This window comes from Streptomyces sp. IBSBF 2435 (assembly GCF_036815005.1).
GTDB lineage: Bacteria > Actinomycetota > Actinomycetes > Streptomycetales > Streptomycetaceae > Actinacidiphila.
Genome location: NZ_JAJSYW010000018.1, coordinates 33,965 through 57,756, shown reverse-complemented (window position 1 = coordinate 57,756; position 23,792 = coordinate 33,965). Strand labels below are relative to the sequence as shown.

Sequence of the window (23,792 nt, the reverse complement as noted above, 5' to 3'; positions counted from 1 at the left end):
GTACGGGACATGCGCAGATACGTTCCTCTACGGGTGCGTGGACGCCGGACCGGCTACGGGTCCGGCGCGGGGGCCGCCGAACGTCCGCATCGGGCCATCATCGGATGCCACCGGCGCCCGAACTCCGCGTCCCGCGATCACCCCAGGTCACAGGCCTGCATTGTCACCTGATGGTGTACCGGTCACGTCAACCGGTGCGCCGCGCGCGCTCGTCCCCCGTGGTACGGACCAACTGCCACCTCCCTTCGCACCGTTCGACGAAGCCGAGCGCCTGCAATTCGTAGAGCCTGCTCAGCGTGTCGTCGCAGGTGGACCCGGCGGCGTCGGCGATCTGCCGCTCGTCGGCCGCGCCCCGGCCCGGCACCGCCTCCAGCACCCGTGCCGCCGCCGGGCCGAGCAGATCGCGGGGCAGCACAGGCCCGCGCCGCTGCGGTGCCAGGTCGGCGCCGATCTCGCCGACCAGCTCGACGACTTCGGCCGCATCGGTCACCACCGCCGCGCCCCCGCGCAGCAACTCGTGCACCCCTTCCGACAGACCGCTGGTGCACGGCCCCGGCACCCCCATGGTGACCCGGCCCATCGCCGCCGCCCGTCGGGCGGTGATCAGCGAGCCGCTGCGATAGCGGGCCTCGACCACCACCGTGCCCCGGGTCAGGGCGGCGATCACCCGGTTGCGCAGCACGAAGCGGCTCCTGGTGGGATGGTCGCCGGGCGGCAACTCGCCGACCAACAGGCCGTATTCCGCGATCCGACCGATCAGCTCGGCATTGCCCGGCGGATACGGCACGTCCACCCCGCTGGCCACCACCCCGATGGTGGCGCCGCCCGCGGCCAGGGCGCTGCGGTGCACCACCCCGTCCACCCCGTAGGCGGCGCCGGAGACCACCACCCAGCCCGCCTCGGCCAGCCCCGCACCGAGCCCGGCCGCCATATGGGCTCCGTAGTCCGTGCACGCCCGCGAGCCGACCACCGCGACCGACCGCAGCGCCCACAGCCGCAGTGACGGCCGCCCGCGCACCCACAGCCCGTAGGGGCGCTGCGCCCCGAGGTCGTCGAGCTGCCCCGGCCAGTCGCCGTCCCCCGGGCAGACGAAGCGAGCCCCTGCCCGGCAGGCGGCGGCCAGATCGGCCACCGGGTCGGCGCGGACCGCCCGCCGGGCGTAACCCGCCGTTCGGCGCGGGCTCGCCCCCGGCAGCGCCCGCCCGCAGCGCGCGGCCGCCAGCGCCCCCTGCGCCCCGCGGTTCCGCAGTGCCCGCCCCATCACCTCGTCCCCGGGGTCGGCGATCCGGGTCAGTGCCGCTCTTGCCAGCCGTTCCTGCCACCCGCTGCGCCCGGCCGGCCCCCGAGCCGCCGGCCCGCCGTCTCCCCCGGCCTCGTAGAGCTGCCGCATCGCCTCCGCCAGGCCGGCCGGGTCCTGCGGCTCGGCCGCCATCACCGGCTCCCGGCCGTCGCGGGACCCCGGCTCACACCGGTGCGCAGTTGCAGGGCCGCCCTGACGTCCTCGGCGTCCGGGCGGGAGTGCCCGGCCAGGTCGGCCAGTGTCCAGGCGACCCGCAGCACCCGGTCGAGGCCCCGGGCGGTGAGCAGCCCGCGCTCCATGTCGCGCTCGGCCGGGTGCATCGCACCGGGGGCGACCGGCCAGCGGGTGCGCAGCTCGTGGCCGGGGATGTCGCCGTTGGCCCGCCAGGGGGTGTCGGCGTACCGCACGGCGGCCCGCTCCCTGGCCTCCCGCACCCGGGCGGCGACCACGGCGGTGCTCTCCCCCGGCCCGCGGCCGATCAGCTCGGAGCGACTGACTGCCTCGACCTCCACCCGCAGGTCCACCCGGTCGAGCAGCGGCCCCGACAGCCTGGCCTGGTAGCGCCGAACCGCCGTCGGTGAGCACTCGCAGCCCGCCCCCAGCAGTGAATGGCGCCCGCAGGGGCACGGATTCGCGGCGAGCACCAGCATGAAGCGGGCCGGCAGCCGCATCACCCCCGCCGAGCGGGCCACCACCACGTGCCCCGACTCCAGCGGCTGGCGCAGCGCTTCGAGGGATTTCACGGTGAATTCCGGCGCCTCGTCCAGAAAGAGCACTCCGCGGTGTGCGAGCGAGACCGCTCCCGGCCGGGGCAGCCCGCTGCCGCCGCCGACCAGGGACGGCATCGTGGCCGAGTGGTGCGGCGCGCAGAAGGGCGGCGCGTCCACCAGCGGGCGGCCCGCGGGGAGGATCCCGGCGACCGAGTGGACCGCGGTGACCTCCAGGGACTCCTGCCGGGTCAGCGCGGGCAGGATGCCGGGCAGCCGCTCGGCCAGCATGGTCTTGCCCGCGCCCGGCGGACCCTTGAGATAGAGGTGGTGGGCGCCGGCCGCGGCGACCTCCAGGGCGAGCCGGGCGGCGGACTGCCCCGCCACGTCGGCCAGGTCGGGGCCGAGCGCCAGGCCGCCGCCCGACGCGCTGCCGCCCAGGCTGGTGGCCAGCCCCGCGCCCACTCCCCCGCCGGGCACGGTCAGCCCGGCCAGTATCGGATCGGGCCGGCCCTCGCGGCAGGGCGCCTCGTCGTCCTCCTCCGGGACCGGCTCGTCATTGAGCACCGCCACCAGCTGGCGCAGGCTGCGCACACCCAGCACCGCGACACCCGGCACCAGCGACGCCTCCGCGGTGGTGCGCTCGGGGACCACCACATGGCGGTACCCCGCGTCGGCCGCCGCGAGCACCGCGGGCAGCACGCCCCGCACCGGGCGGACCCGGCCGTCCAGGCCCAGCTCGCCGATCATCATCAGGTCGGCGATGGACTCGGGGGCGATCCGCTCGTTCGCGGCGAGCAGCGCGCAGGCCACGGCCAGGTCGAACCCCGAGCCGCCCTTCGGCACGGACGCCGGGCTCAGGCCGACGGTGAGCTTCTTCTGCGGCCAGGTCTCGCCGCTGTTCACGATCGCGGCGCGCACCCGGTCCCGGCTCTCGACCAGGCTCTTGTCGGGCAGGCCGACCAGGGTGAAGGCCGCGAGGCCGGGTTCCAGGTCGGCCTGGACCTCGACCACGACGCCCTCGACGCCGATCAGCGCGACCGAACACGTACGGGCGAAGCCCATCACGCCACCCCCCGCACATGCTCGACCGCGGGGCCGCCGCGCTCGGGCAGGATCACCCCGACCAGGTCGATCCTGATCCCGCCCGGCGGCGCCCCGCCGTGCTCGGCGGTCCATCGCTCGGCCAGCGACCGCAGCCGGTCCAGCTTCGCCGGGGGCACCGCCTCCATCGGGTGCTGGAAGGGCCCGGCCCGCCGGGTCTTGACCTCGCAGACCACCAGGGCGTCACCCTCGGACGCCAGAATGTCGATCTCCCCGCGGCGGCCGTACCGCCAGTTGCGGCCGAGCACCGTCAGGCCCGCGGCCTGCAGGGCGCGGACCGCGACCTCCTCGCCGTAGCGCCCCAGCGCACCTCGTGCGTTCATGAGTACCACCTCCGTCACTCACTGTGACAGAGCTGGAAACGCTCAAGATGATCTTGCTCTCAGTCTGTGGATAACTTTCGGCAGGCCACCCGAAGCCCGCCGGGGGCGCCCCCCCCGGAGCCCGATCCGAGCCCGGCCGGCGCACGGCCTCGCGCCCATCGGACCTGCCCGGCCCCAGCCTGGCACCCACCGCACAAACGGCCGCGCACCCGGACGCCGAGACCCGGGGCACCCCGGCGCTCCCGCCGGACCGGCCGCGAAGCCCCCGCGGCCCCCGCAGGCCCGCCACCTCAGTTGTTGAAGCCCGAATCGTCCGACGGAAGGTCCAGATCCGCCTTGTTCAGCTCCTCGACATTCACGTCCTTGAACGTGAGCACCCGCACCTGCTTCACGAAGCGGGCCGGCCGGTACATGTCCCATACCCAGGCATCGGCCATCGAGACCTCGAAGAACACCTCACCCTGAACCGAGTGCACCTGCATCTCGTAGTCGTTGGTGAGGTAGAACCGCCGCTCGGTCTCGATCACGTACTTGAACAGGCCGACGACGTCGCGGTACTCCCTGTAGAGCTTCAGCTCCATCTCGGTCTCGTACTTTTCGAGGTCCTCGGCGCTCATCGTGTGTTCCCCTTCAGCCGTGCGTGCCCCCATTGTGCGTCACACGGTCTCACGACCGCGCGGAACTTCCCCGCACCTCGCACGTCCGCGCTGATCACCTGCGCCTCAGCAGTTTGGCGACCGGGTCGTAGGCCGCCCCGCCCAGGATCAGCACCACCCCGGCGGCGATCGCGATCAGCAGCAGGCCGAGCGGCCCCCGGCCCGGGGACCCGCCGCCCGGGACGACGCCGAAGGCCGAGGTGCGCGACAGCAGGCCGATCCGGGAGGCGGGCCAGGCCACACCGTCCACCCGGGCGCGCACGTCGCCCGCCGGGACCGAGCCGCCCTGGGCGTCGGACAGGTGGAGACGGGAGTCCTCGGAGACCGCGCGGTTGTCCCCGAGCAGGAAGAGCTGACCGGCCGGTACGCGGGTGCTGAACGGGTCGATCGAGGCCGGGCCGCCGCCCTTGAGGTAGGTCTCGTCGATCGGCTTGCCGTTCACCGTCAGGCGGCCCTGGGCGTCGCAGCAGGCGACCACGTCGCCACCGACCCCGACGACCCGCTTGACCAGCGGTTCGTCGCCCCACAGCTTGTCCTTGAAGACGACGACGTCACCGCGGCGCACCTCGGAGCCCGACACCTTCTGCGCCAGCAGCCGGTCGCCCGGCTGAACGGTGGGCACCATCGAGTCGGTCGGCACCGTGTAGGGCCGGTAGACCAGGGCGGCCCAGACCGTCGCACCCAGGAACAGCACACAGCCGATGGCGATGGCCACCCCGGACAGCCGGTGTCCGGTCCGGCCGGCGCCACCGGCTGTGCCACGTCGTGCGGTGCTCCCTGTGGTGCCGGTTATCGCACCGCTGCTGCTGCTCATGGACCGGAACCCTACCCGGCGGTACGCCCCAGGTCAGCAGTCTTCCGCGCTCTGCTGGACCGGATCGGGCCTGGACAGCAGCCGCCGCCTGCGCCACAGCACCAGCGGCAGCGCGCCCGCGACGCCGGCCACCGCGGGGACGGCCGTGCCCGCGGCATTGATGCCGGGCTGCGAGAACGTACCGGGGATGGACAGCACGTCCCAGCGGTTGACCGGCCAGGCCACCACGATGGCGCGGCCGACCACGTCGCCGTTCGGGACGGTACCGCCGCCCGGGAGCGTGGTGTGGAAGCGGGAGTCGAGCGAGTCCTGCCGGTGGTCGCCCATCACCCAGATCCGGCCCTTGGGCACGTGCACCGTGAACGGCACCTCGGGGCTGCACGCCGTGTTGCCCGGGAAGATGTACGGCTCGTCCAGCGCCTTGCCGTTGACCATCAGCGGTCCCGTGCCCTTGCACGACACCGTGTCGCCGCCGACCCCGATGACCCGCTTGATCAGGTCCTTCTCATCGGCCGAGGGCATCAGGCCGATGAAGCTCAGACCCTTTTGCAGGCCCCTGACCACCACATTGCTGCTGGGCGTGGGATTCTCCGGCAGCCAGCCGCCCGGGTCGTGGAAGACCACGACCTCGCCGCGGCTCGGCTCGGAGCCGAACCAGGGGGTGAGCTTGTCGACCAGCACCCGGTCGCCCTTGAGCAGGGTGTTGTTCATCGAGTCGGACGGGATCGAGAAGGCCTGCACCAGGAACGTCTTGATCAGCAGCGCCAGCACCAGGGCGATGCCGATCAGCAGCGGCAGTTCCTTCAAGAACGACCGCTGCTTGCGGTTGCCCGCGTGGGAGTGCCGCTCGGCGTCCTCGTCGCCGTCGGGGTCCGGCGCCGCAGGGCCCACCGGGCCCACCGGGTCGCCGGGGGCACCGCCGGCCATCGCCGGAATGCCCGCGCCGGGCGCCGGGTCCCCGGCCCAGCCGCCAGGAGCCGGGGCGCGGTGCTTCGGGGCGCCGTTGGGCGACGCTCCGTGCACAGGACCGCCGCCGGCCGCCGGGTCACCTTCCGCCGGTGTCCCGCCCGCTCCACCGTCGTGCGACGGCCCGGGCGCGGGCTGTCCGGGGACCGCGGCGTCTGCCGCCGATTCGTCGGCCGGGGGCACCTCGGCATCCCGCTTCTCGGGCTCGCCGGGTCCAGACCGTGCGCCGACCACCAGGTCCCCCACATCCACTCCTCACTCCAGACCGCCGCCCGCGCCGCATCCGGCGCAGGCCCGCCACTCCCATAACGAGCGGGAGTTCCGCAGGAGTCGGTAGCCGGTTCGTCCTTTGACTGTTGTTGGCCGAGCCCACCTTAGTGGGCTCACCTGTGGCCCCCGCCGCGGCCGACTCCGGTGCCGGCACCGTGTCGAAGGCCGCGGGTTCCCTGAGCCGCTGCCAGTGACCGATCGGCCAGCCGATCACGAAAGCCCGTCCGACCACCAGACTCTCCGGGATGGTGCCGGTGCCCGGCTGGTCGGTGTGATACCGCGAGTCGGCCGAGTCCGAGCGGTGATCGCCCATGACCCACAGCCGTCCCGGCGGTACATGGACGAGGAATTTCATCATTGAGGGTGGATTGCCCGGGAACAGATAGGGCTCGTCCAGCGGCTTCCCGTTGACGAGCAGCCGGCCCTGGGCGTCGCAGCACTGCACGGTGTCGCCGCCGACCCCGATCACCCGCTTGATCAGGTCCTGCTCACCGGTGGCGGGCAGCAGCCCGATGAAGGTGAAGAACTGCTTCACCTGCTTGACGACCACCGGGTCGGGCGCGGGCGCGGGCTCGCCCTTCAGCCAGCCGCCCGGGTCCTTGAAGACGACCACGTCACCACGGTGCGGTTCGGCGCCGAACCACGGGGTGAGCTTGTCCACCAGCACCCGGTCGCCGATCTTGATGGTCTGCTCCATCGATCCGGACGGGATCACGAACGCCTGGAGCAGGAAGGTCTTGAGCACCAGCGCGATCAGCAGCGCCACCATGACCAGCAGCGGCACTTCCCTGGCCAGCGACCGCCGCCGCTTGCGGCGGACCTTGCGGGCCAGCCTGCGCCTCTCGATCCTGGTGTTGCCTGGCAGCCGGGGCGTCTCGGGGGCGAGGTCGCCCGGGCCGTCGGCGGCGCCGCCAACGCCACTGCCCACGCCACTGCCCGCACCGTCCACCGGTTCGCCGGCGGGACCGAGGTCCTGGGGCTCGCCGTGGTCCGCCGGGCGCTGCGCCCTGCCGCGGTTACCCATGCGGGCCGGCCGGGGCGGGAACGGCGGCGAAGGTCGCGGGGCGGCGCAGCCGGGTCCAGTGGCCGACCGGCCAGCCGATCCAGTCGGCGCGGCCGATCACCCGGCCGACCGGGACGGTGCCGCCGCCGGGATCGCCGAGGTGGTCGCGCGAGTCGCGCGAGTCGTCGCGATGGTCGCCCATCACCCACAGTCTTCCGTCCTGCACCACGATGTCGAACGGTACCCGGGACGGCGTGTCCCCGGGATAAAGGTAGGTCTCGTCCAGCGGGTGGCCGTTGACCATCAGCCGCCCCCGGGCGTCGCAGCAGGTGACCCGGTCGCCGCCGACGCCGATCACCCGCTTCACGAAGTCCGTGCCGCGCTGCTGCGTGAACGAGCCGTCGCCGTCGAACACGATCACGTCCCCCCGCCGCGGAGCACCGCCGAAGCGGTACGCCAGCTTGTCCACCAGCACCCGGTCCCCGATCCGCAGCGTGCCCTCCATCGAGCCGCTGGGCACCTGGAAGGGCTGCACCACGAAGGTACTGACCAGCAGCAGCGCGGCCACACCGGCGAGCGCGACCAGGATCGTACGCCGCCACTCGGCCCACCACAGGGGCGCCGACCGCGTCAACCGCTCGCGCAGCACAACGGAACGCGACCGCTCCTCCGGCTCCGCCTCATCGGCGGGAGAGGAACGGTCGCGTTCCGGCGATACTGCTTCGCTGTCCATCGAGGCCAGAGCTTATCCGGCCGCTCCGGGGATCGCGCCAGGCGCTCAGTTGTCGCGCTTCTCCTTGATCTTCGCGGCCTTGCCGCGCAGCTCACGGAGGTAGTACAGCTTCGCGCGGCGGACGTCGCCGCGGGTGACGACCTCGATCTTCTCGACGATCGGGGTGTGCACCGGGAAGGTGCGCTCGACACCGACCGAGAAGCTGACCTTGCGGACCGTGAAGGTCTCGCTGATGCCCGCGCCCTGGCGGCGGATGACGACGCCCTTGAACTGCTGCACACGGGAGCGGGTGCCCTCGATGACGCGCACGTGGACGTTGACGGTGTCGCCGGGGCGGAAGGCCGGGATGTCGGTGCGCAGCGAGGCGCTGTTGAGGCCCTCGATCAGATTGGTCATGGTGTCTGCTTCCTCGCCGATGCCACAGGTCATCGACGGAACATGGTGTCTCGTCATGGGGTTCGCCGCCGCTCCCGGCGGGCGTCGTTCCCCCTGTGGCAGGGGCGCGCACCGGACGGGCAGCAGCCGCTCATTCTTCCACGGCGTAGGGGCTCGGCCCAAATCGTCCGTCCGGGCCCGGCTGCCAGCCGAGGATGCTCAGCATCTCCCGGTCGCGCCGGTCGAAGACGGACGGGTCGCAACGCCGCACCAGGTCGGGCCGGTTGGCGACCGTACGCCGCAGGGCCTCGTCGCGCCGCCAGCGGGCGATCCTGCCGTGGTGGCCGCTGAGCAGCACCTCGGGGATGCCCCGGCCGCGCCACTGCGGGGGCTTGGTGAAGACCGGGCCCTCCAGCAGGTTTGCCATCGCGCCCGGCGCGAAGGAGTCGTCGCGGTGCGACTGCGCATTGCCGAGGACCCCGGGCAGCAGCCGCGCCACCGCCTCCGTGATGACCAGGACGGCCGCCTCGCCGCCCGCCAGGACGTAGTCGCCGATGGAGATCTCGTGGACCGGCATCCTGGTGCGGTATTCGGCGGTGACCCGGGTGTCGATGCCCTCGTAGCGGGCGGGCGCGAAGATCAGCCAGGGGTGCGCGGCCAATTCCGCGGCGAGCTCCTGGGTGAAGGGCCGCCCGCTCGGGGTGGGCACGACCAGCGCGGGGCGGGACGCGCCCGCCTCGTAGCCCGCGGCCATGGTGTCGTCCAGCGCCTCGCCCCACGGCCCGGTCATCATGACCATGCCGGGGCCGCCGCCGTACGGGGTGTCGTCGACGGTGTTGTGCCGGTCGTGGGCCCAGTCGCGCAGGTCGTGCACCTGGACGTCCAGCCGGCCCGCCGCGCGGGCCTTGCCGACCAGCGAGACCTTCAGCGGCTCCAGATAGTCGGGGAAGATCGTGACGACGTCGATCCGCATCTCAGTCGCCGTCCACCGTGCCGCCGGCGGCTTGCGCCGCGTCGTCTTCGGGAGCCGGCTCATCGTCGGGAGCCGGCTCGTCCAGCAGCCCCGGCGGCGGGTCGATCACCGCGCGCTGCTCCTCCAGGTCGATCTCGGGCACGAATTCGGCGACGAAGGGGATCAGCACCTCGGTCTCGTCCGGCCGCCTGACGACCAGCAGGTCCTGGTACGGCAGGTGGCTGATCTCGGCGATCCGGCCGATCTCGCGGCCGTCGACGGTGACCACGTCCAGGTCGATCAGCTGATGGTCGTAGAACTCCTCGGGGTCCTCGGGAGTCTCCGCCGGGTCCACCTCGGCGATCAGCAGCGTATTGCGCAGCGCCTCGGCACCGGTGCGGTCGCTGACGCCCTCGAAGCGCAGCATGAGGCGCCCGCTGTGCACCCGGCCCGTGGCAATGGTCAGCGGCCCGGTGGCGGCCGGGTCCGTGGCCAGGACGGCGCCCGGCGCGAGCCGCAGTTCCGGCTCGTCGGTGCGCACCTCGATGCTCACCTCGCCCTTGATGCCATGGGCGCGGCCGATCCTGCCCACTACCAGCTGCATGGAGCGCTTCACCTCTCGTACGTCATGCGGTTCGTACGTCATCCGGGTCTGCGGCGTACGTCATACGGCTCGGGCCGGGGGCGGCATCGCCACCCCCGGCCCGAGCCGGTGTTCTCTGCGGTACGGCCGGTGCTCAGCGCACCTGGTCGACGTCGACCAGGTCGACGCGGATACCGCGGCCGCCGAGCGCGCCCACCACCGTACGCAGCGCGCGGGCGGTACGGCCGTTGCGGCCGATCACCTTGCCGAGGTCGTCGGGATGCACCCGGACCTCCAGCACGCTGCCACGGCGCAGTGTGCGCATGTCCACCTGCACATCGTCGGGATTGTCGACGATGCCCTTCACGAGGTGCTCAAGAGCCTCCTCAAGCACGCTCAGGCCTCGGTGGACTCGGCCGCGGCCGGAGCCTCGGCGGTGTCGTCGGCCTTCTTGTCGGCCTTCTTCGCCTTCGGGGTGATCGCCTCACCCTTGGGCTCGTCGGCGCTGTCCTTGGCTGCGGCCTCGAACAGGACGCGCTTGTCGGCCTTCGGCTCGGCGACGAGCAGCGGCGCAGGGGCCTCAAGGCCCTTGTACTTCTGCCAGTCACCGGTGAGCTTGAGGATGGCGAGCACCGGCTCGGTCGGCTGGGCGCCGACGGAGAGCCAGTACTGGGCGCGGTCCGAGTCGACCTCGATGCGCGACGGGTTCTGCACCGGGTGGTACAGGCCGATCTCCTCGATGGCCCGGCCGTCACGGCGGGTACGGGAGTCGGCGACGACGATGCGGTAGTGAGGCGAACGGATCTTGCCCAGACGCTTCAGCTTGATCTTGACTGCCACGGGAGTGGGTTCTCCTGGTGTTGACGTGTTTGGGCACAGCGGACTTCCACGTGGGGTTGTGGGAGTCGTGCGCCCGATGGACGCGTCAGCCGAAGGAGAGAGGGTTCCTGCACGGCTGTCGAGTTCTCAGCTGGACATTCTGCCACACTCAGGCGGCGCCCACGACCTCCGGGATTCGGAACGGCTGCCCGCAGGCGCCGCACATGATCGGAGCCTGGGCCAGCACGGACGGCACGACGCGCACATTGCGCCCGCAGTCGCAGACCGCCTTGACCCGCACACCGCCGCCCGACGAGCCGTGCCGTGCGGCGGGCCCGCGGAAGGAGCTAGCGGTGTCCGCGGTGGTGGCCACGGTGTGCGCCTTGAGGGCGCGCTGCAGCCGGTCGATGGTCACCCGATATCGCTTCCGGGTGTCCGGGCGCATCACCACGAGCGAGAATCCGCTGCTCGGATGCGGCTCCTCGGCATGGTCGAGGCCCATCTCGTCGGCAATGGCCAGGAAACGGCGGTTGTGGTAGCGGCCGGCGCGCGAGGTGTCACGGATGCCGCGGGCTGCGGCGATCCCGTGCACGGCCTCGTGCAGAAGCCTTTCGAAGGAGAGCGCGTTTCCGCAGGCGGACGACGACTCTCCGATCAGGGACTCGGGGGCGGCCAGATCGGGCAGCTCGGGGTGGTGCCGTTGAATATCGGCCCATGCGACTGCCAGCTCGGCGGCGAGAACAGGTGGTGTCGTGCTCACGCCGTGACAACGAGCCGGGCGCTCCCGGTGTTCCGATTCCGGGCCAGCCCAATTAATTTGCACTGATCGGTCAGTTCTGGATGATGCGCCGTGGATGCGTCTGGATGGGCACGACGCAGGGCGGGTGCGGAGGACAGTGGAGAACCCGCGCACCCGCCCCATCGACGGACGAACCTCGTATTACGTACAGCGGTTTTCGGTCAGCGGACGCTAGTACGCCCGCGCGACGATCGCGAGCGTGCCAGGAGCGTCGTCCGCGTCCGGCACCCCGCCGTCCTTGCCGACCAGGCAGCGCACGGAAACGCCCTGCTCGGCGAGCTTCGCCTCGCCCTCGGGGCCGAGGTCGGCCCACGGGATGCGGGCCCAGCCGGTGGCCGCGGCCTCGGCCGCCTCCTCCAGGGTCGCGACGTCCACGGTGCGGGATTCCCGGCGTTCGCGGGACTCGCGCAGCAGCTGCGCCTGGTCCTCCTCCAGCACCGCGGGCAGCAGCGCTGCGAGGCTGTCCAGCGCGACCGGCGACTTGCCCCCGGGAATGCGCCGGGCCAGCATCGCGGTGCCGGCCTCCAGGTCGCGCGGGCCGATCTCGACCCGCACCGGCACGCCCTTGAGCTCCCAGTCGACCGCGCGGCGCCCGAACGGCGTGTCCGTACGGTCGTCGACCACGACCCGCAGCCCCGCGGCCTTGAGCCGGTCGCCGATCTCCCGCACCTTGGCCACGACCTCGTCGTCGCCCTTGATCGCCAGCACCACGACCTGCACATGGGCCAGCCGCGGGGGCACCCGCAGCCCGTTGTCGTCGCCGTGCATCATCACCAGCGCGCCGATCATGCGGGTGGTGCTGCCCCAGGAGGTCTGCCAGACGTGCTCCTGCGCGCCGTCCTTGGACAGGTACTGGGTGTGGAAGGCCTTCGCGAAATTCTGGCCCAGCTCATGGCTGGTGCCCAGCTGGAGCGCCTTGCCGTCGCCCATCATGCCTTCGAGCGTCAGGGTGTTGATCGCCCCGGCGAAGCGCTCCTTGGCGGTCTTGCGGCCCAGCACCACGTCCATCGCCAGCACATTGGTCATGAAGTCGGCGTAGACCTCGCGCTGGATCCGCGAGGCGTAGTCCCGCGCGTCCTCGTACGTGGCGTGGGCGGTGTGGCCCTCCTGCCAGAGGAATTCGGTGGTGCGCAGGAAGAGCCGCGGGCGCAGCTCCCACCGGACCACGTTCGCCCACTGGTTGATCAGCAGCGGCAGGTCGCGGTAGCTCTGCACCCACTTGGAGAAATACTCGTTGATGATCGTCTCGGAGGTGGGCCGCACCACGATCGGCTCTTCCAGCTCCTTGCCGCCCGCGTGCGTGACCACGGCCAGTTCTGGCGCGAAGCCCTCGACGTGCTCGGCCTCCCGGGTCAGGTAGGACTGCGGGATGAAGAGCGGGAAATACGCGTTCTGCGCGCCCGCTTCCTTGATCCGCAGATCCATGTCCTGCTGCATCCGCTCCCACAGGCCGTAGCCGTACGGCCTGATGACCATGGTGCCGCGGACCGGTCCGTTGTCGGCCAGTTCGGCCTTGTTGATCAGGTCCTGGTACCAGCGCGGGAAGTCGTCCGCCTGGGGGGTGAGAACGGGAGCCTTTGCCATGCAGGCGATGGTACGTGCCGGGGCCGCCCGGGTGTGAATCGATTACGTCCCGGGGACGGGCGGCGGAACGTGCGAAAAACGGCTCCCCCGGCCCCTGGACGGCGCGGGCAAAGAGCAGTTGTCTGGCTGTCGGGGACGAATGCGGCGCACATACCCACGGGGGCACATCGCGAAGCGTGGCTGATTGGGGCTTCGATGGCACCTACCCTCTATCGCGGATGCAGGCCGGCGACGGCGCACCGGGCCCGGGCACGGGACTGGGCCGAGATCCAGGAACGCATGCTCGTACCGCTCTACGACACCGTCCACGACCGGCTCGACGTCGGCCCCGGCACCCGGTTACTGGCCCTCAACTGCGGCTCGGGCCTTGCCCTGCTGCTCGCCGCGGCAAGGGGCGCGGCCGTCACCGGTTACGACGCCGACCGCGCCCGGCTGCGGCTGGCCGCGGAAAGACTCGCCGCACCACCGCATATTGCGCCGGCGGCCGGGCTGCGCCCCGGCGCACCGGACGCCGCGGACATACGCGACGGCGGCTACAGCGTCGTCACGGCTTTCGAGCCGTCCGCCCCCGCCGGCGAGCTGCGGCCCGCGCTGGCCGCGATCGCCGACGCGGCCCGTCCGGGCAGCGCGGTGGTGCTCGCCGGCTGGGGGCCGCCGGAGCGCTGCTCGGCCTCCCGGGTGCTGCGCGTCGCCGCGCGGCTCGCGGAGCCACGCGGCCCCGCCGTGCCGGCGCCCCGGCTCAGCGGCAGGGACGACCTGGAGGACCTGGCCTCGGGCGCCGGGCTGCGGCCGGACGGCTCGGGGCGGGTGTCCTGTCCGTTCGGCTACCAGGACCGGGCGAGCGCCGTACGCGGCCTGCTGTCGACCGGACTGTTCGACCCGGCGGTGGCCGCCACCGACCAGCATCAGGTGGAGAAGGAGATCACCGAGGCCCTGCACCCCCACCAGCGCCCCGACGGCACGGTCCGGATGGAGAACGTCTTCCGCTATCTGGTCGCCCGCGTCTGACCCGCGGCGGCAGGGCGGCCCGGACGGTACGGAAACCCGGCGGAAGGAGACCTGACGGTACGGAAACCCGGTGGCCGCCGGGCGCGGCATCCGCGAGGGTGAGGGCATGCCCACCACCCCCCTGCCGCCCGGCGCCCCGGCGTCCGTACGCCTGGTCAAGGCCGGCCGCGAGAAGGTCAGCTACCCCGCCACCGTGGTCGCCGACGACGGCGTCCGCGTGACCGTGGCCGCGCCCTGGTCGCTGCCGCATGTCCGCGACTTCGGCTTCGTACGCTTCGAGCCCGGCGACGTCTTCACCGAGCGCTACTGGCGCGACCGGTGGTATGCCGTCAAGGAGGTGTGCGATGCCCGCGGTGTGCGCAAGGGCTGGTACTGCGACATCACCCGCCCGGTGCTGGTCACGGGCGGTGTGCTGACCTCGGAGGACCTGGACCTGGACCTGTGGGTGTCGGCCGACGGCAGCGCGGTGCTGCGGCTGGACGAGGACGAGTTCGCCGACAGCGGTCTGGCGCAGCGCGACCCGGAGGCGGCCGGGCGGGCGGTGAGCGCGCTGGACGAGCTGGAGGCGCTGGCCCGCCGCGACGGCGGCCTGGCGCCGCTGCTGGACTGACGCGGGGCGCTGCCTACACTCCCGGCCACTCCTCCGCGGTCATGGCGAAGCGCTCGTGGTCGCGCCAGGCGTCGTTGATGTAGAGCATGCGCGGGGAGAAGCCCTCGTGCCGGAAGCCGAGCCGCTTGGCCATCGCGACCGAGCGGAGGTTGTCCGGCTGGACGCTGATCTCCAGCCGGTGCAGCCCGAGGCCGCGCGGCTCGGCGGCGAAGCAGCGGTCCACCACCAGCCGCAGGCCCTCGGTCATCCGCCCGGTGCCGTTGTACGGCACATAGCTGTCGTAGCCGAGCGCGCCGTTGCGGAAGCGGGCCAGCACGATGTTGGCGACGTTGCACTTGCCGACGAGGCCGCCGTCCTCGTCGTTGATGATCAGGAAGGTCCGCAGCCCGGCGCCCTGCCGCCGCAGCAGTTCGGGCAGGACGTCGGGCTCCACCGGATTCCACGGCGAAAGGTGCTCCACCGACCGCATGACCGCGTCGTGGTGGGCCTCGGCGTCCGTGGACCTGGGTTCTCTGATCGATACGCGCATGGACCCATCATCCCGCGACACGCCGGGGCGTCCGCCTCAGCCCATGAACTTCTTGAACTCGTCGGGCAGCTCGAACTCCTGGCCACCGGACGGCAGGCCGAACGGGCTGCCGCCCTGCCCGTCGCCCTGGACCTGCTGCTCCTCGCGGCGGGCCGCAGCCGCGGCGGCGTCCGCCTTGCGCTTCATCGGGTTGCCCGACTGGCGCTTGCCCTTGGCCTGCTTCTGCTGCTTCTTCTGCCGGCCGGCGCCGCCGCCCATGCCCGGCATCCCGGGCATCCCCGGCATGCCGCCGCCCTGGGCCATCCGCGACATCATCTTGCGCGCCTCGAAGAACCGCTCCACCAGGCTCTTGACCGCGCTGACCTCGACGCCGGAGCCCTTGGCGATACGCGCCCTGCGGGAGCCGTTGATCAGGTGCGGGTCGGCGCGCTCGCCCGGCGTCATCGACTTGATGATCGCCGCGGTGCGGTCCACGTCCTTCTCGTCGAGGTTGTTGATCTGGTCCTTGATCTGGCCCATGCCCGGCAGCATCCCGAGCAGCTTGGAGATCGAGCCCATCTTGCGGACCTGCTCCATCTGGGCCAGGAAGTCGTCCAGCGTGAATTCCTTGGGGCCCTTCGCCAGCTTGGCCGCCATCTTCTCGGCCTCGGCCTGGCTGAAGGTCTGCTCGGCCTTCTCGATCAGCGACAGCATGTCGCCCATGCCCAGGATGCGGGACGCCATCCGGTCCGGGTGGAACGCGTCGAAGTCGTCCAGCTTCTCGCCGTTCGACGCGAACATGATCTGCTTGCCGGTGACATGCGCGATCGACAGGGCCGCGCCGCCGCGGGCGTCGCCGTCGAGCTTGGAGAGCACCACGCCGTCGAAGCCGACGCCGTCGCGGAAGGCCTCCGCGGTGTTGACCGCGTCCTGGCCGATCATCGCGTCGACCACGAAGAGGATCTCGTCGGGGCGGGTGGCGTCGCGGATGTCCGCGGCCTGCCGCATCAGCTCCTGGTCGACGCCGAGGCGGCCCGCGGTGTCGACGATCACGATGTCGTACTGCCGGGACGTGGCGAAGTCGATGGAGTCCTTGGCGACCTTGACCGGGTCGCCGACGCCGTTGCCGGGCTCGGGCGCGTAGACCGCGACGCCCGCCCGCTCGGCGACGACGCTGAGCTGGTTGACGGCGTTCGGCCGCTGGAGGTCGCAGGCGACCAGCAGCGGGGTGTGGCCCTGGCCCTGGAGCCACTTGCCGAGCTTGCCCGCCAGGGTGGTCTTGCCCGCGCCCTGGAGGCCGGCCAGCATGATCACGGTCGGCGGCTGCTTGGCGAAGCGCAGCCGGCGGGTCTCGCCGCCGAGGATGGTGATCAGCTCGTCGTTGACGATCTTGATGACCTGCTGCGCGGGATTCAGCGCCTGCGAGACCTCGGCGCCGGCGGCGCGCTGCTTGACGTTCGCGATGAAGGCCCGCACCGCGGGCAGGGCGACGTCGGCCTCCAGCAGGGCGATCCGGATCTCGCGCGCGGTGGCGTCGATGTCCGCCTCGGACAGACGGCCTTTGCCCCGGAGGCTTTTGAAGGTGGCTGCAAGGCGGTCTGAGAGCGTATCGAACACGGTGGCTGCAGATCCTCGGGTCGGGGGGCGGACACAATCGCTTTCCAGAGTATCCGGCTCGGACGGCGAAACGTCCTCGCCCACCGGATTCGGCGGGCGAGGACGGCTCACTGTCGGAACTAGCGCAGCGCCGCCTCCACCTGGCGGGCCACTTCCGCCGCCCGCGACGGGGACAGCGCCCTGCCGTCCTTGCCGACGACGTAGAAGGCGTCGACCGCGTTGGCGCCCAGGGTGGAGATACGCGCCGAGCGTACGGTGACGCCGGTCGCGGTCAGGGCCAGCCCGATCCGGTGCAGCAGCCCCGGCGCGTCATGGGCGCGGACCTCTATCACCGTGGCCGTCTGCGAGGTGTGGCCGGGGGCGACCGTCACCCGGGGCGGCGGCGGGGTGATGCCGCGCCGCCGCGGATAGGCCGCCTCCCGCTCCGCGAGCCTGGCCTCGATGTCGAGGGTGCCCTCGAAGGCCCGCGCCAGGTCGGCCCGCAGCCTGGCGGCCTCGGGCAGGGCGCCGTATTCCGCCGAGACCCGCCAGCTGAGCAGGGCGACCGGGCCCTCGCCGATCGGGTCGACGGCCCGCAGGTCGGCGGCCCTGACCGCGAGCCGGTGCAGCGCCAGGACACCGGCGGCCTGGGCGAGCAGCGCGGGCCGGTCGGGGACGGCGAGCAGCAGTTCCACGCCCAGCGCCTCGTCCAGGGCGTCGCCCTCGCCGTCGGGTTCGGCGTGGGCGTGCAGCGCCAGCACCGGGCCGCGGGTGCGGGCGGCCTCGATGGCGAGGCGTTCCTCCTCCGCGGTGGAGTCGCGCTCCGCCGCCTCGGGCAGGGCGCCGGTGTCCAGCGCCCCCGCGACCCGCCCGACGAGTTCGGCCAGCAGCGAGGCCCGCCAGGTGCTCCAGGCCGCGGGACCCGTGGCCAGGGCGTCGGCCTCGGTGAGCGCGGCCAGCAGTTCCAGCGTCGAGGTGTCCCGTACGGTGCCGGCGACCGCGCGTACGGTCTCCGGGTCGTCCAGGTCGCGCCGGGTGGCGGTGTCGATGAGCAGCAGGTGGTGGCGTACGAGCAGCGCCAGGGTGTCGGCGTCCTCGGTGGAGAAGCCGATCCTGGTGGCGACGTCCCGGGCGATGACCTCGCCCGCCTCGCTGTGGTCGCCCGGCCAGCCCTTGCCGATGTCGTGCAGCAGCGCCGCGGTCAGCAGCAGGTCGGGCCGGCCGACCCGGCGGGTGAGGCCCGCGGCCTGCACGGCGGTCTCCACCAGGTGGCGGTCGACGGTGAAGCGGTGCACCGCGTTGCGCTGCGGGCGGCAGCGGACCCGCTCCCAGTCCGGCAGCAGCCGGGTGATCAGGCCCTCGGCCTCCAGCGCCTCCCACACCTGCACGGTGGACTCCCCGGCGCCCAGCAGCGTGAGCAGCTGCTCACGGGCCTCCGCGGGCCACGGTACGGGCAGCGGGCGCGCCGCGGCGGCCAGCCTCCGCACCGCGTGCAGCGACAGCGGCAGACCCGCCTGGGCGGCGGCAGCGGCGGCCCGCAGCGGCAGTACGGGGTCGCGCTCGGGTTTCGCGGCGAGCGCGAGCACCGCCTCGCCCTCCTGCTCCACGACGCCCTCGGCCAGCGGTACGCGCTCGGGCGCGCTGCCGGTGGGGGCGCTTCTGCTGCGGCCGAGCAGCCGGCGGCGGGGCCGGGAGCCGCGGGCCCGCAGCACCCGGCCGACCTCGCGCCAGGTGACGTCGGAGGCGTAGGAGATCCGCCGGGCGGCCTCGTAGACCTGCCGCAGCAGGGTGTCGGCGTCGAGCAGGCCGAGGGCCGCGGCGACCTGGTCCTGTTCCTGGAGGGCGAGCCGGTCGGTGGCCCGCCCGGTGGCCAGGTGCAGGGCGTCGCGGGTGTCGAGCAGCCGGGTGCGGGCCTCCTCCAGGCCCTCGCGGGGCGCGTCGGCCAGCCAGGAGGCGGCCACGGCACGGAGCGCGGTGGCGTCGCGCAGGCCGCCGCGGGCCTCCTTGAGGTCGGGTTCGAGCAGGTAGGACAGCTCGCCCTGGCGCTCGGCCCGCTCCTGGCACAGCTCCAGCAGGGCGGGCAGCCGGTTGGGCGCCTGGTTGCGCCAGTCGGCCAGCACGGCGGTGCGCAGGGCGGAGCTGAGCGCGGGGTCGCCCGCGAGGTGGCGGGCGTCGAGCAGGCCGAGCTGGACCTTGAGGTCGTCGGCCGCGGCCTTGCGGGCTTCGTCGGGGGTGCGCACGGAGTGGTCCAGGGCCAGGCCGAGGTCCCACACCGGATACCAGAGCCGGTCGGCGAGCCCGCCGATGGTCTTCTCCGAGTCGTGCAGCAGCACCAGGTCCAGGTCGCTGCGCGGGGACAGCTCGCCGCGGCCGTAGCCGCCGACGGCGAGCAGGGCCCAGCCGCCCGTGCCGGCGGCCTCGGCGGCCGAGGTGGCGAGTCCGCTGAGCCAGCGGTCGGTGAGCGCGGCCAGTGCCGCGCGGCGCGGCGGCCCGGACCGCGCCTCCTCGGTCAGGAGGCGCAGCCGGGCCGCCGCGTAACTGTCGTCCTGCGCTTCGACGCTGTCGGTCACTCGTTCTCCAGCGCTGGGTTCGGGATCAGAGCGCGTCGGGTCCGCGCTCGCCTGTGCGGACCCGCACAGCCGTGTCGACCGGGAGACTCCACACCTTGCCGTCTCCGATCTTGCCGGTTCTGGCCGCTTTCACCACGACATCGATCAGCTGATCGGCGTCGGAGTCCTCGACCAGGACCTCGATGCGTATCTTCGGCACCAGGTCGACGGTGTACTCGGCGCCGCGGTAGACCTCGGTGTGGCCGCGCTGCCTGCCGTAGCCGCTGGCCTCGGTGACGGTCAGACCGTGCACTCCGAAGGCCTGCAGGGCTTCCTTGATCTCGTCCAGGCGGTGTGGCTTCACGACCGCGGTGATGAGCTTCACGCGTCCACCTTCTTGCTCGCCGCGGTCCCGGCACCCGCCGGTGCCGCCGCGTGTCCTGTGCTGCCGATGCCGGCGAAGTCGTACGCGGTCTCCGCGTGCTCGGCCTGGTCGATGCCGCTGACCTCGATGTCCTCGGGGACCCGGAAGCCCATCACCAGGTCGATGGCCTTCGCGAGGATCGCCGAGACCACCAGGGAGTAGCCGAGGACGGAGAAGACACCGATGGCCTGGACGCCGAACTGGTGCCATCCGCCGCCGTAGAACACGCCCTTGACGTCCTGGCCGACGCCGCCGGTGGCCAGCAGGCCGATGAGCAGCGAGCCGACGATGCCGCCGACCATGTGCACGCCGACCACGTCGAGCGAGTCGTCGTAGTTGAAGCGGTACTTCAGGCCGACCGCCGCGGCGCAGATCACACCGGCGATGACGCCGACCGCGATGGCGCCCAGCGGGCTGACCGAGGCGCAGGACGGGGTGATCGCGACGAGGCCGGCGACGGCGCCGGACGCGGCACCCAGGGTGGTGAAGGAGCCGTGCCTGGCCCGCTCGTAGAGCAGCCAGCCGATCATGGCGGCGGCGGTGGCGATCTGGGTGTTGATGAACACCGTGGACGCGACGCCGTCGGAGGTGATCTCGGAGCCGGCGTTGAAGCCGAACCAGCCGAACCACAGCAGACCGGCGCCGAGCATGACCCACGGCATGCTGTGCGGGCGCATGGGGTCGCGCTTGAAGCCGACCCGCTTGCCGATCACCAGGATCACGCCGAGGGCGGCCGCACCCGCGTTGATGTGGACCGCGGTTCCGCCGGCGAAGTCGATGACGCCCTTCTTCATCAGCCAGCCGCCGCCCCAGACCCAGTGGGCCACGGGGAAGTAGACGACCGTCGCCCACAGGGCGATGAAGACCGACCAGGCGACGAACTTGACGCGGTCGGCGAGCGCGCCGCTGATCAGTGCGGGAGTGATGATCGCGAACATCAGCTGGAATGCGGCGAACGCGAATATCGGCGTCCCGGTGGCCCCCCACAGGTCATCGGGGGCGATGTCGCGCAGGCCGAGCCAGTTGGTGCCGCCGATGAATCCGCCGTGATCGCCGTCGAAGGCGAAACTGAATCCGTAGCCGGTCCACAGCAGTGTGATGATCCCCAGGCTGATGAAGCTCATCATCAGCATGTTGAGGGCACTCTTCACTCGGACCATACCGCCGTAGAAGAACGCCAGCCCCGGTGTCATCAGCATCACCAGCGCGGAGCTCAGAAGCAGAAACGCGGTATTGCCGGAGTCGAGCTTGGGCGCATCTGCGGCCAGTGTGAAGATGGCTGGTGCCATCGGCGTCTCCTCGTCATCCGAACGGCCCGTGCGGGCGGTGCAGGGTGGGCCGGTTTTCGCCATGAGATTGGCTGAGCCGGGTTTCCGCCGATGCCGCAGGGTGTTTCGCCGCCGTGACGAAGAAGTCGTGTGTGTTACGTGGAGATGAACCGTCCCCCGGTTCGGTGAAAGATGTATACGGGTGGGGAAAGAGATCGTCGGGGGTCGCGTCGTACCGGCCCCGCGGCGGTACGCTAAGCGGTCTCCGCGACCTCGGGCAGTTCCACCGAGAGCCGGTCGGCGAGCCTGCCGACCGCGGGCACGTCACCGAAGTCGCGGGCCGCGGTGCGGGTGGTTTTGCGGATACGCGTGTTGACGCGTTCCGACCTGACGCGCTTTGCGACCGTCATGGCCTGTTCGGTGAAATGCGCGGCCTGTTCCGGCTCGCGCTGGAGCAGGTGGACGGTGGCGAGGCCGACCAGGTTGAGCGCGTAGGCCCGCTGGTGGACGGTGTCGTTGCTGAAGCCCGCGACGGCCTTCTCCATCACCGGGTGGGCGAGCGAGGCGTAGGTGGGACTGCGGCCCGCGACATAGGCCAGGTCGCGGTAAGAGTGGGCGTTCTCCGCGTGCAGCTCGGCCTCGTTGAAGAAGCTGATCCAGCTCGGGTCCTCGGCCGGGCGGGCCTCGGCGAAAGCGTCCTCGGCGGCGCGGACTGCCCGGTGGCACTTGTTGACCTGGCCCATGTTGGCGTAGGCCCTGGCCTCCAGCGCGTGCAGCATGGCCTGGGTGGTGGTGCTGGCGGAGTCGCGGCTGCCGTACTGGGCGAGGTGGATGAGCTCCAGGGCGTCGTCGGGGCGGTCCAGGTGGATCATCTGGCGGCTCATCGAGGACAGGATGAAGGCGCCGAGCGGGCGGTCGCCGGCCTCCTTGGCCGCGTGCAGCGCCAGCACCAGGTACTTCTGGGCGGTGGGCTGCAGCCCCACGTCGTAGCTCATCCAGCCGGCCAGCGCCGCGAGATCGGCGGTGACGCGGTAGAGGCGGCCGGCGACGCCTTCCGGGTGCGACTCCTGGAGCAGGTCGGTGACCTCGTGCAGCTGGCCGACCACCGCCTTGCGGCGCAGGCCGCCGCCGCACTGGTTGTCCCACTCCCGGAACATCACGGTGGTGGACTCCAGCAGCTGCAGCTCCTGCTCGGACAGCCGGGACGGCCGGCCGCCGTCGCGGGGGGCCGGGATCACGGGCGGCGCGAAGCCGGCCGGCGGGGTCGGCGCCAACCAGCGCTGCATGGGCTCGACCAGGGCGGGCCCCGCCGACAGTGCCAGGGAGGCGCCGAGGAAGCCGCGGCGGCCCAGCATCAGGTCGCTGCGGGAGAACTCGCTGATCATCTCGACGGTCTGCGGTCCCGCCCAGGGCAGGTCCACTTCCCCGCCGGCCGGCGGCTGGTGCGCGGAACGCAGCCCCAGGTCCTCGACGGGGACGACACAGCCGAAGCGCTCCGAGAACAGCTCGGACAGGATGCGTGGTATCGGTTCGCGCGGCTGCTCGCCGTCGAGCCAGCGGCGCACCCGTGAGGTGTCGGTGCTGACGTGGTGCGCGCCCAACTGCCGTGCCCTGCGGTTGACCTGACGGGCCAGTTCGCCCTTGGACCAGCCGCTGCGCACGAACCACGAGTTCAGCTGCACATTGGGCTGCTTGTCTGGTGTGCCGCCCACGGCCAAGCCCCCATCCCGGTCTCGCTCGACCCCATCAACCCAGTGATTACCAGGGTCCGTCGGGTTTTGTCCGCCGGTTGCCGAAAGTGCCGGCGTCCGGGCCGGTGGCGATGCGCCGCACGGAGCCGCCTGCGGCCTGCACAGGGGCGCGGACGGTTCACAGTCATGAACTCATGAACTGAACGTAGTCCTACGGTTACTCATCCGGGGAGTATGCGTGGGGAAACGCCACCATTCGCCACCCCTTCGAATGAACTCGGTTGCGACTCCAGGCGATTCACTTGACACATGCCCGTCGCACCAGGTCGGACGGGCGCGTAACCATCGCGGCGACGATCCGTTGGAGGTGTCATGGTGTTCACAATCGGCAGCATGCGGGAGTCGCGGCAGCAGCGGACCGGCGCGCGGGAGGTCTCCCGGCCGGGGGCGCAGCCCGGAGCGCGCGGCGGCGTGCGCCGCCGGACGCACGCCGGGGTGTGTGCCACCGTTGGCGAGTACGCCGGGCATTGTGGCTGGGCGGTCGTGCCGGGCGCCCGGGTCGCCCGCGCCGGCGGGCCCTGCTCCTGCGGGGACGCCGGATGCACGGAGCCGGGGGCGCATCCGCTGCCCTTCGCCGACGAGATCCCGGCCGGCGCGCCGCCGGCCGGCGCGGCCGAGGCGTGGGCGCGGGTACCGGGCGCGGCGGTGCTGCTGCCGGCCGGGCGGTCCTTCGACGTGATCGAGGTCGCCGAGGCGCCGGGCCGGCAGGCGCTGGTGCGGCTGGAGCGGATGGGCCTGCCGCTCGGGCCCGTCATGGTGACGCCCGCGGGCCGCGCGCAGTTCTTCGTCGCGCCGGGCGCCGCCGCGGAGCTGCCGCACCTGCTCTACCGGATGGGCTGGGACGACGCGGAGCTGGATCTGCGCTGCCTGGGCCCCGGCGACCACGTCACCGCTCCCCCGTCCGACCTCGGCGGCCTCGGCCCGGTGCGCTGGCTGCGCGAACCGCTGCCGGACAGCGTGCCGCAGCCGCCCGAGGCCAGGCTGCTGCTCGGCACGCTCGCCTATGTCTGCCACCGCGGCCGGGCGTACGCGTAGGGCCGCGCACCATGTGCACGCGTAAGGGGCACCCGCCTGGGCGGGTGCCCCTTAC

24 protein-coding genes are annotated in these 23,792 nt (G+C 72.4%); 3 read left to right on the top strand and 21 right to left on the bottom strand.

What is annotated here, in order from left to right; translation table 11 throughout:
* Positions 1 to 187: 187 nt before the first annotated feature.
* The 15 genes from dprA to proS form a co-directional block, all read right to left on the bottom strand.
* Positions 188 to 1,432, bottom strand: a complete 1,245-nt coding sequence (dprA, locus tag V7E46_RS05885; RefSeq protein ID WP_333767401.1) for a DNA-processing protein DprA — start codon at positions 1,430 to 1,432, stop codon at positions 188 to 190.
* Entirely contained in the window at positions 1,432 to 3,072 is a 1,641-nt protein-coding gene (locus V7E46_RS05880) for a YifB family Mg chelatase-like AAA ATPase (protein ID WP_333767400.1), read from the bottom strand. Before V7E46_RS05880 ends, dprA begins: the two co-directional genes overlap by 1 nt.
* Positions 3,072 to 3,434 (bottom strand): YraN family protein, encoded by a 363-nt coding sequence (locus V7E46_RS05875; protein WP_333767399.1) that lies wholly within the window; start codon positions 3,432 to 3,434, stop codon positions 3,072 to 3,074. Before V7E46_RS05875 ends, V7E46_RS05880 begins: the two co-directional genes overlap by 1 nt.
* Before the next feature lie 290 nt (positions 3,435 to 3,724).
* The gene (locus V7E46_RS05870) at positions 3,725 to 4,051 is read right to left on the bottom strand and encodes a DUF2469 domain-containing protein (RefSeq protein ID WP_329174202.1); all 327 of its coding nucleotides are present in this window, start codon (positions 4,049 to 4,051) and stop codon (positions 3,725 to 3,727) included.
* 94 nt (positions 4,052 to 4,145) lie between these two features.
* Positions 4,146 to 4,904, bottom strand: coding sequence for a signal peptidase I (gene lepB, locus V7E46_RS05865; RefSeq protein WP_333767398.1), 759 nt, complete (start codon positions 4,902 to 4,904; stop codon positions 4,146 to 4,148).
* A gap of 33 nt (positions 4,905 to 4,937) precedes the next feature.
* Entirely contained in the window at positions 4,938 to 5,927 is a 990-nt protein-coding gene (gene lepB / locus V7E46_RS05860) for a signal peptidase I (RefSeq protein ID WP_443054003.1), read from the bottom strand.
* A 22-nt stretch (positions 5,928 to 5,949) separates the two neighbouring features.
* Positions 5,950 to 7,164 carry a signal peptidase I gene (gene lepB / locus V7E46_RS05855; protein WP_443054002.1) on the bottom strand — a complete coding sequence of 405 codons (1,215 nt, stop codon included), beginning with the start codon at positions 7,162 to 7,164 and terminating at the stop codon, positions 5,950 to 5,952.
* On the bottom strand, positions 7,157 to 7,876 hold the full coding sequence (gene lepB, locus V7E46_RS05850; RefSeq protein WP_329174210.1) for a signal peptidase I: 720 nt from the start codon (positions 7,874 to 7,876) through the stop codon (positions 7,157 to 7,159). Before lepB (V7E46_RS05850) ends, lepB (V7E46_RS05855) begins: the two co-directional genes overlap by 8 nt.
* Positions 7,877 to 7,921: 45 nt before the next feature.
* Positions 7,922 to 8,272, bottom strand: a complete 351-nt coding sequence (gene rplS / locus V7E46_RS05845) for a 50S ribosomal protein L19 (protein ID WP_329174212.1) — start codon at positions 8,270 to 8,272, stop codon at positions 7,922 to 7,924.
* Between the two features lie 130 nt (positions 8,273 to 8,402).
* Positions 8,403 to 9,224 carry a tRNA (guanosine(37)-N1)-methyltransferase TrmD gene (trmD, locus tag V7E46_RS05840; RefSeq protein ID WP_329174214.1) on the bottom strand — a complete coding sequence of 274 codons (822 nt, stop codon included), beginning with the start codon at positions 9,222 to 9,224 and terminating at the stop codon, positions 8,403 to 8,405.
* 1 nt (position 9,225) lies between these two features.
* Entirely contained in the window at positions 9,226 to 9,807 is a 582-nt protein-coding gene (rimM, locus tag V7E46_RS05835; protein WP_333767396.1) for a ribosome maturation factor RimM, read from the bottom strand.
* Between the two features lie 133 nt (positions 9,808 to 9,940).
* Complete coding sequence (locus V7E46_RS05830; RefSeq protein ID WP_033173065.1) at positions 9,941 to 10,180, bottom strand: RNA-binding protein; 240 nt, start codon at positions 10,178 to 10,180, stop codon at positions 9,941 to 9,943.
* 2 nt (positions 10,181 to 10,182) lie between these two features.
* Positions 10,183 to 10,626 (bottom strand): 30S ribosomal protein S16, encoded by a 444-nt coding sequence (gene rpsP / locus V7E46_RS05825; RefSeq protein WP_251485458.1) that lies wholly within the window; start codon positions 10,624 to 10,626, stop codon positions 10,183 to 10,185.
* A gap of 148 nt (positions 10,627 to 10,774) precedes the next feature.
* Positions 10,775 to 11,365, bottom strand: a complete 591-nt coding sequence (locus V7E46_RS05820; RefSeq protein ID WP_073500400.1) for a hypothetical protein — start codon at positions 11,363 to 11,365, stop codon at positions 10,775 to 10,777.
* 210 nt (positions 11,366 to 11,575) lie between these two features.
* The gene (proS, locus tag V7E46_RS05815) at positions 11,576 to 12,988 is read right to left on the bottom strand and encodes a proline--tRNA ligase (protein ID WP_333767395.1); all 1,413 of its coding nucleotides are present in this window, start codon (positions 12,986 to 12,988) and stop codon (positions 11,576 to 11,578) included.
* A 195-nt stretch (positions 12,989 to 13,183) separates the two neighbouring features.
* Between proS and V7E46_RS05810 the strand changes: the two genes are divergently transcribed.
* Together V7E46_RS05810 and V7E46_RS05805 are read left to right on the top strand one after the other, a co-directional pair.
* Positions 13,184 to 13,996, top strand: a complete 813-nt coding sequence (locus tag V7E46_RS05810; RefSeq protein ID WP_333767394.1) for an SAM-dependent methyltransferase — start codon at positions 13,184 to 13,186, stop codon at positions 13,994 to 13,996.
* 106 nt (positions 13,997 to 14,102) lie between these two features.
* On the top strand, positions 14,103 to 14,606 hold the full coding sequence (locus V7E46_RS05805; RefSeq protein WP_333767393.1) for a DUF402 domain-containing protein: 504 nt from the start codon (positions 14,103 to 14,105) through the stop codon (positions 14,604 to 14,606).
* A 13-nt stretch (positions 14,607 to 14,619) separates the two neighbouring features.
* Here the strand turns inward: V7E46_RS05805 and V7E46_RS05800 are convergent, their stop codons facing one another.
* The 6 genes from V7E46_RS05800 to nsdA form a co-directional block, all read right to left on the bottom strand.
* The gene (locus V7E46_RS05800) at positions 14,620 to 15,135 is read right to left on the bottom strand and encodes a GNAT family N-acetyltransferase (protein ID WP_333767392.1); all 516 of its coding nucleotides are present in this window, start codon (positions 15,133 to 15,135) and stop codon (positions 14,620 to 14,622) included.
* A 36-nt stretch (positions 15,136 to 15,171) separates the two neighbouring features.
* Complete coding sequence (ffh, locus tag V7E46_RS05795; RefSeq protein WP_333767391.1) at positions 15,172 to 16,731, bottom strand: signal recognition particle protein; 1,560 nt, start codon at positions 16,729 to 16,731, stop codon at positions 15,172 to 15,174.
* Positions 16,732 to 16,850: 119 nt separating this feature from the next.
* A complete protein-coding gene (locus tag V7E46_RS05790) occupies positions 16,851 to 19,280 on the bottom strand; it encodes a [protein-PII] uridylyltransferase (RefSeq protein WP_333767390.1) in 2,430 nt (809 codons plus the stop codon).
* Positions 19,281 to 19,305: 25 nt separating this feature from the next.
* Positions 19,306 to 19,644: a P-II family nitrogen regulator gene (locus tag V7E46_RS05785; RefSeq protein ID WP_033173073.1), complete on the bottom strand. Its 339-nt coding sequence runs from the start codon at positions 19,642 to 19,644 to the stop codon at positions 19,306 to 19,308.
* Positions 19,641 to 20,972, bottom strand: a complete 1,332-nt coding sequence (locus V7E46_RS05780) for an ammonium transporter (protein ID WP_333767389.1) — start codon at positions 20,970 to 20,972, stop codon at positions 19,641 to 19,643. Before V7E46_RS05780 ends, V7E46_RS05785 begins: the two co-directional genes overlap by 4 nt.
* 233 nt (positions 20,973 to 21,205) lie before the next feature.
* Positions 21,206 to 22,663, bottom strand: a complete 1,458-nt coding sequence (gene nsdA, locus V7E46_RS05775) for a transcriptional repressor NsdA (protein WP_333767388.1) — start codon at positions 22,661 to 22,663, stop codon at positions 21,206 to 21,208.
* A 351-nt stretch (positions 22,664 to 23,014) separates the two neighbouring features.
* On the opposite strand from nsdA, the gene V7E46_RS05770 reads away from it, so the two are divergent.
* Positions 23,015 to 23,737 carry a bifunctional DNA primase/polymerase gene (locus V7E46_RS05770; RefSeq protein WP_333767387.1) on the top strand — a complete coding sequence of 241 codons (723 nt, stop codon included), beginning with the start codon at positions 23,015 to 23,017 and terminating at the stop codon, positions 23,735 to 23,737.
* Positions 23,738 to 23,792: the final 55 nt, after the last annotated feature.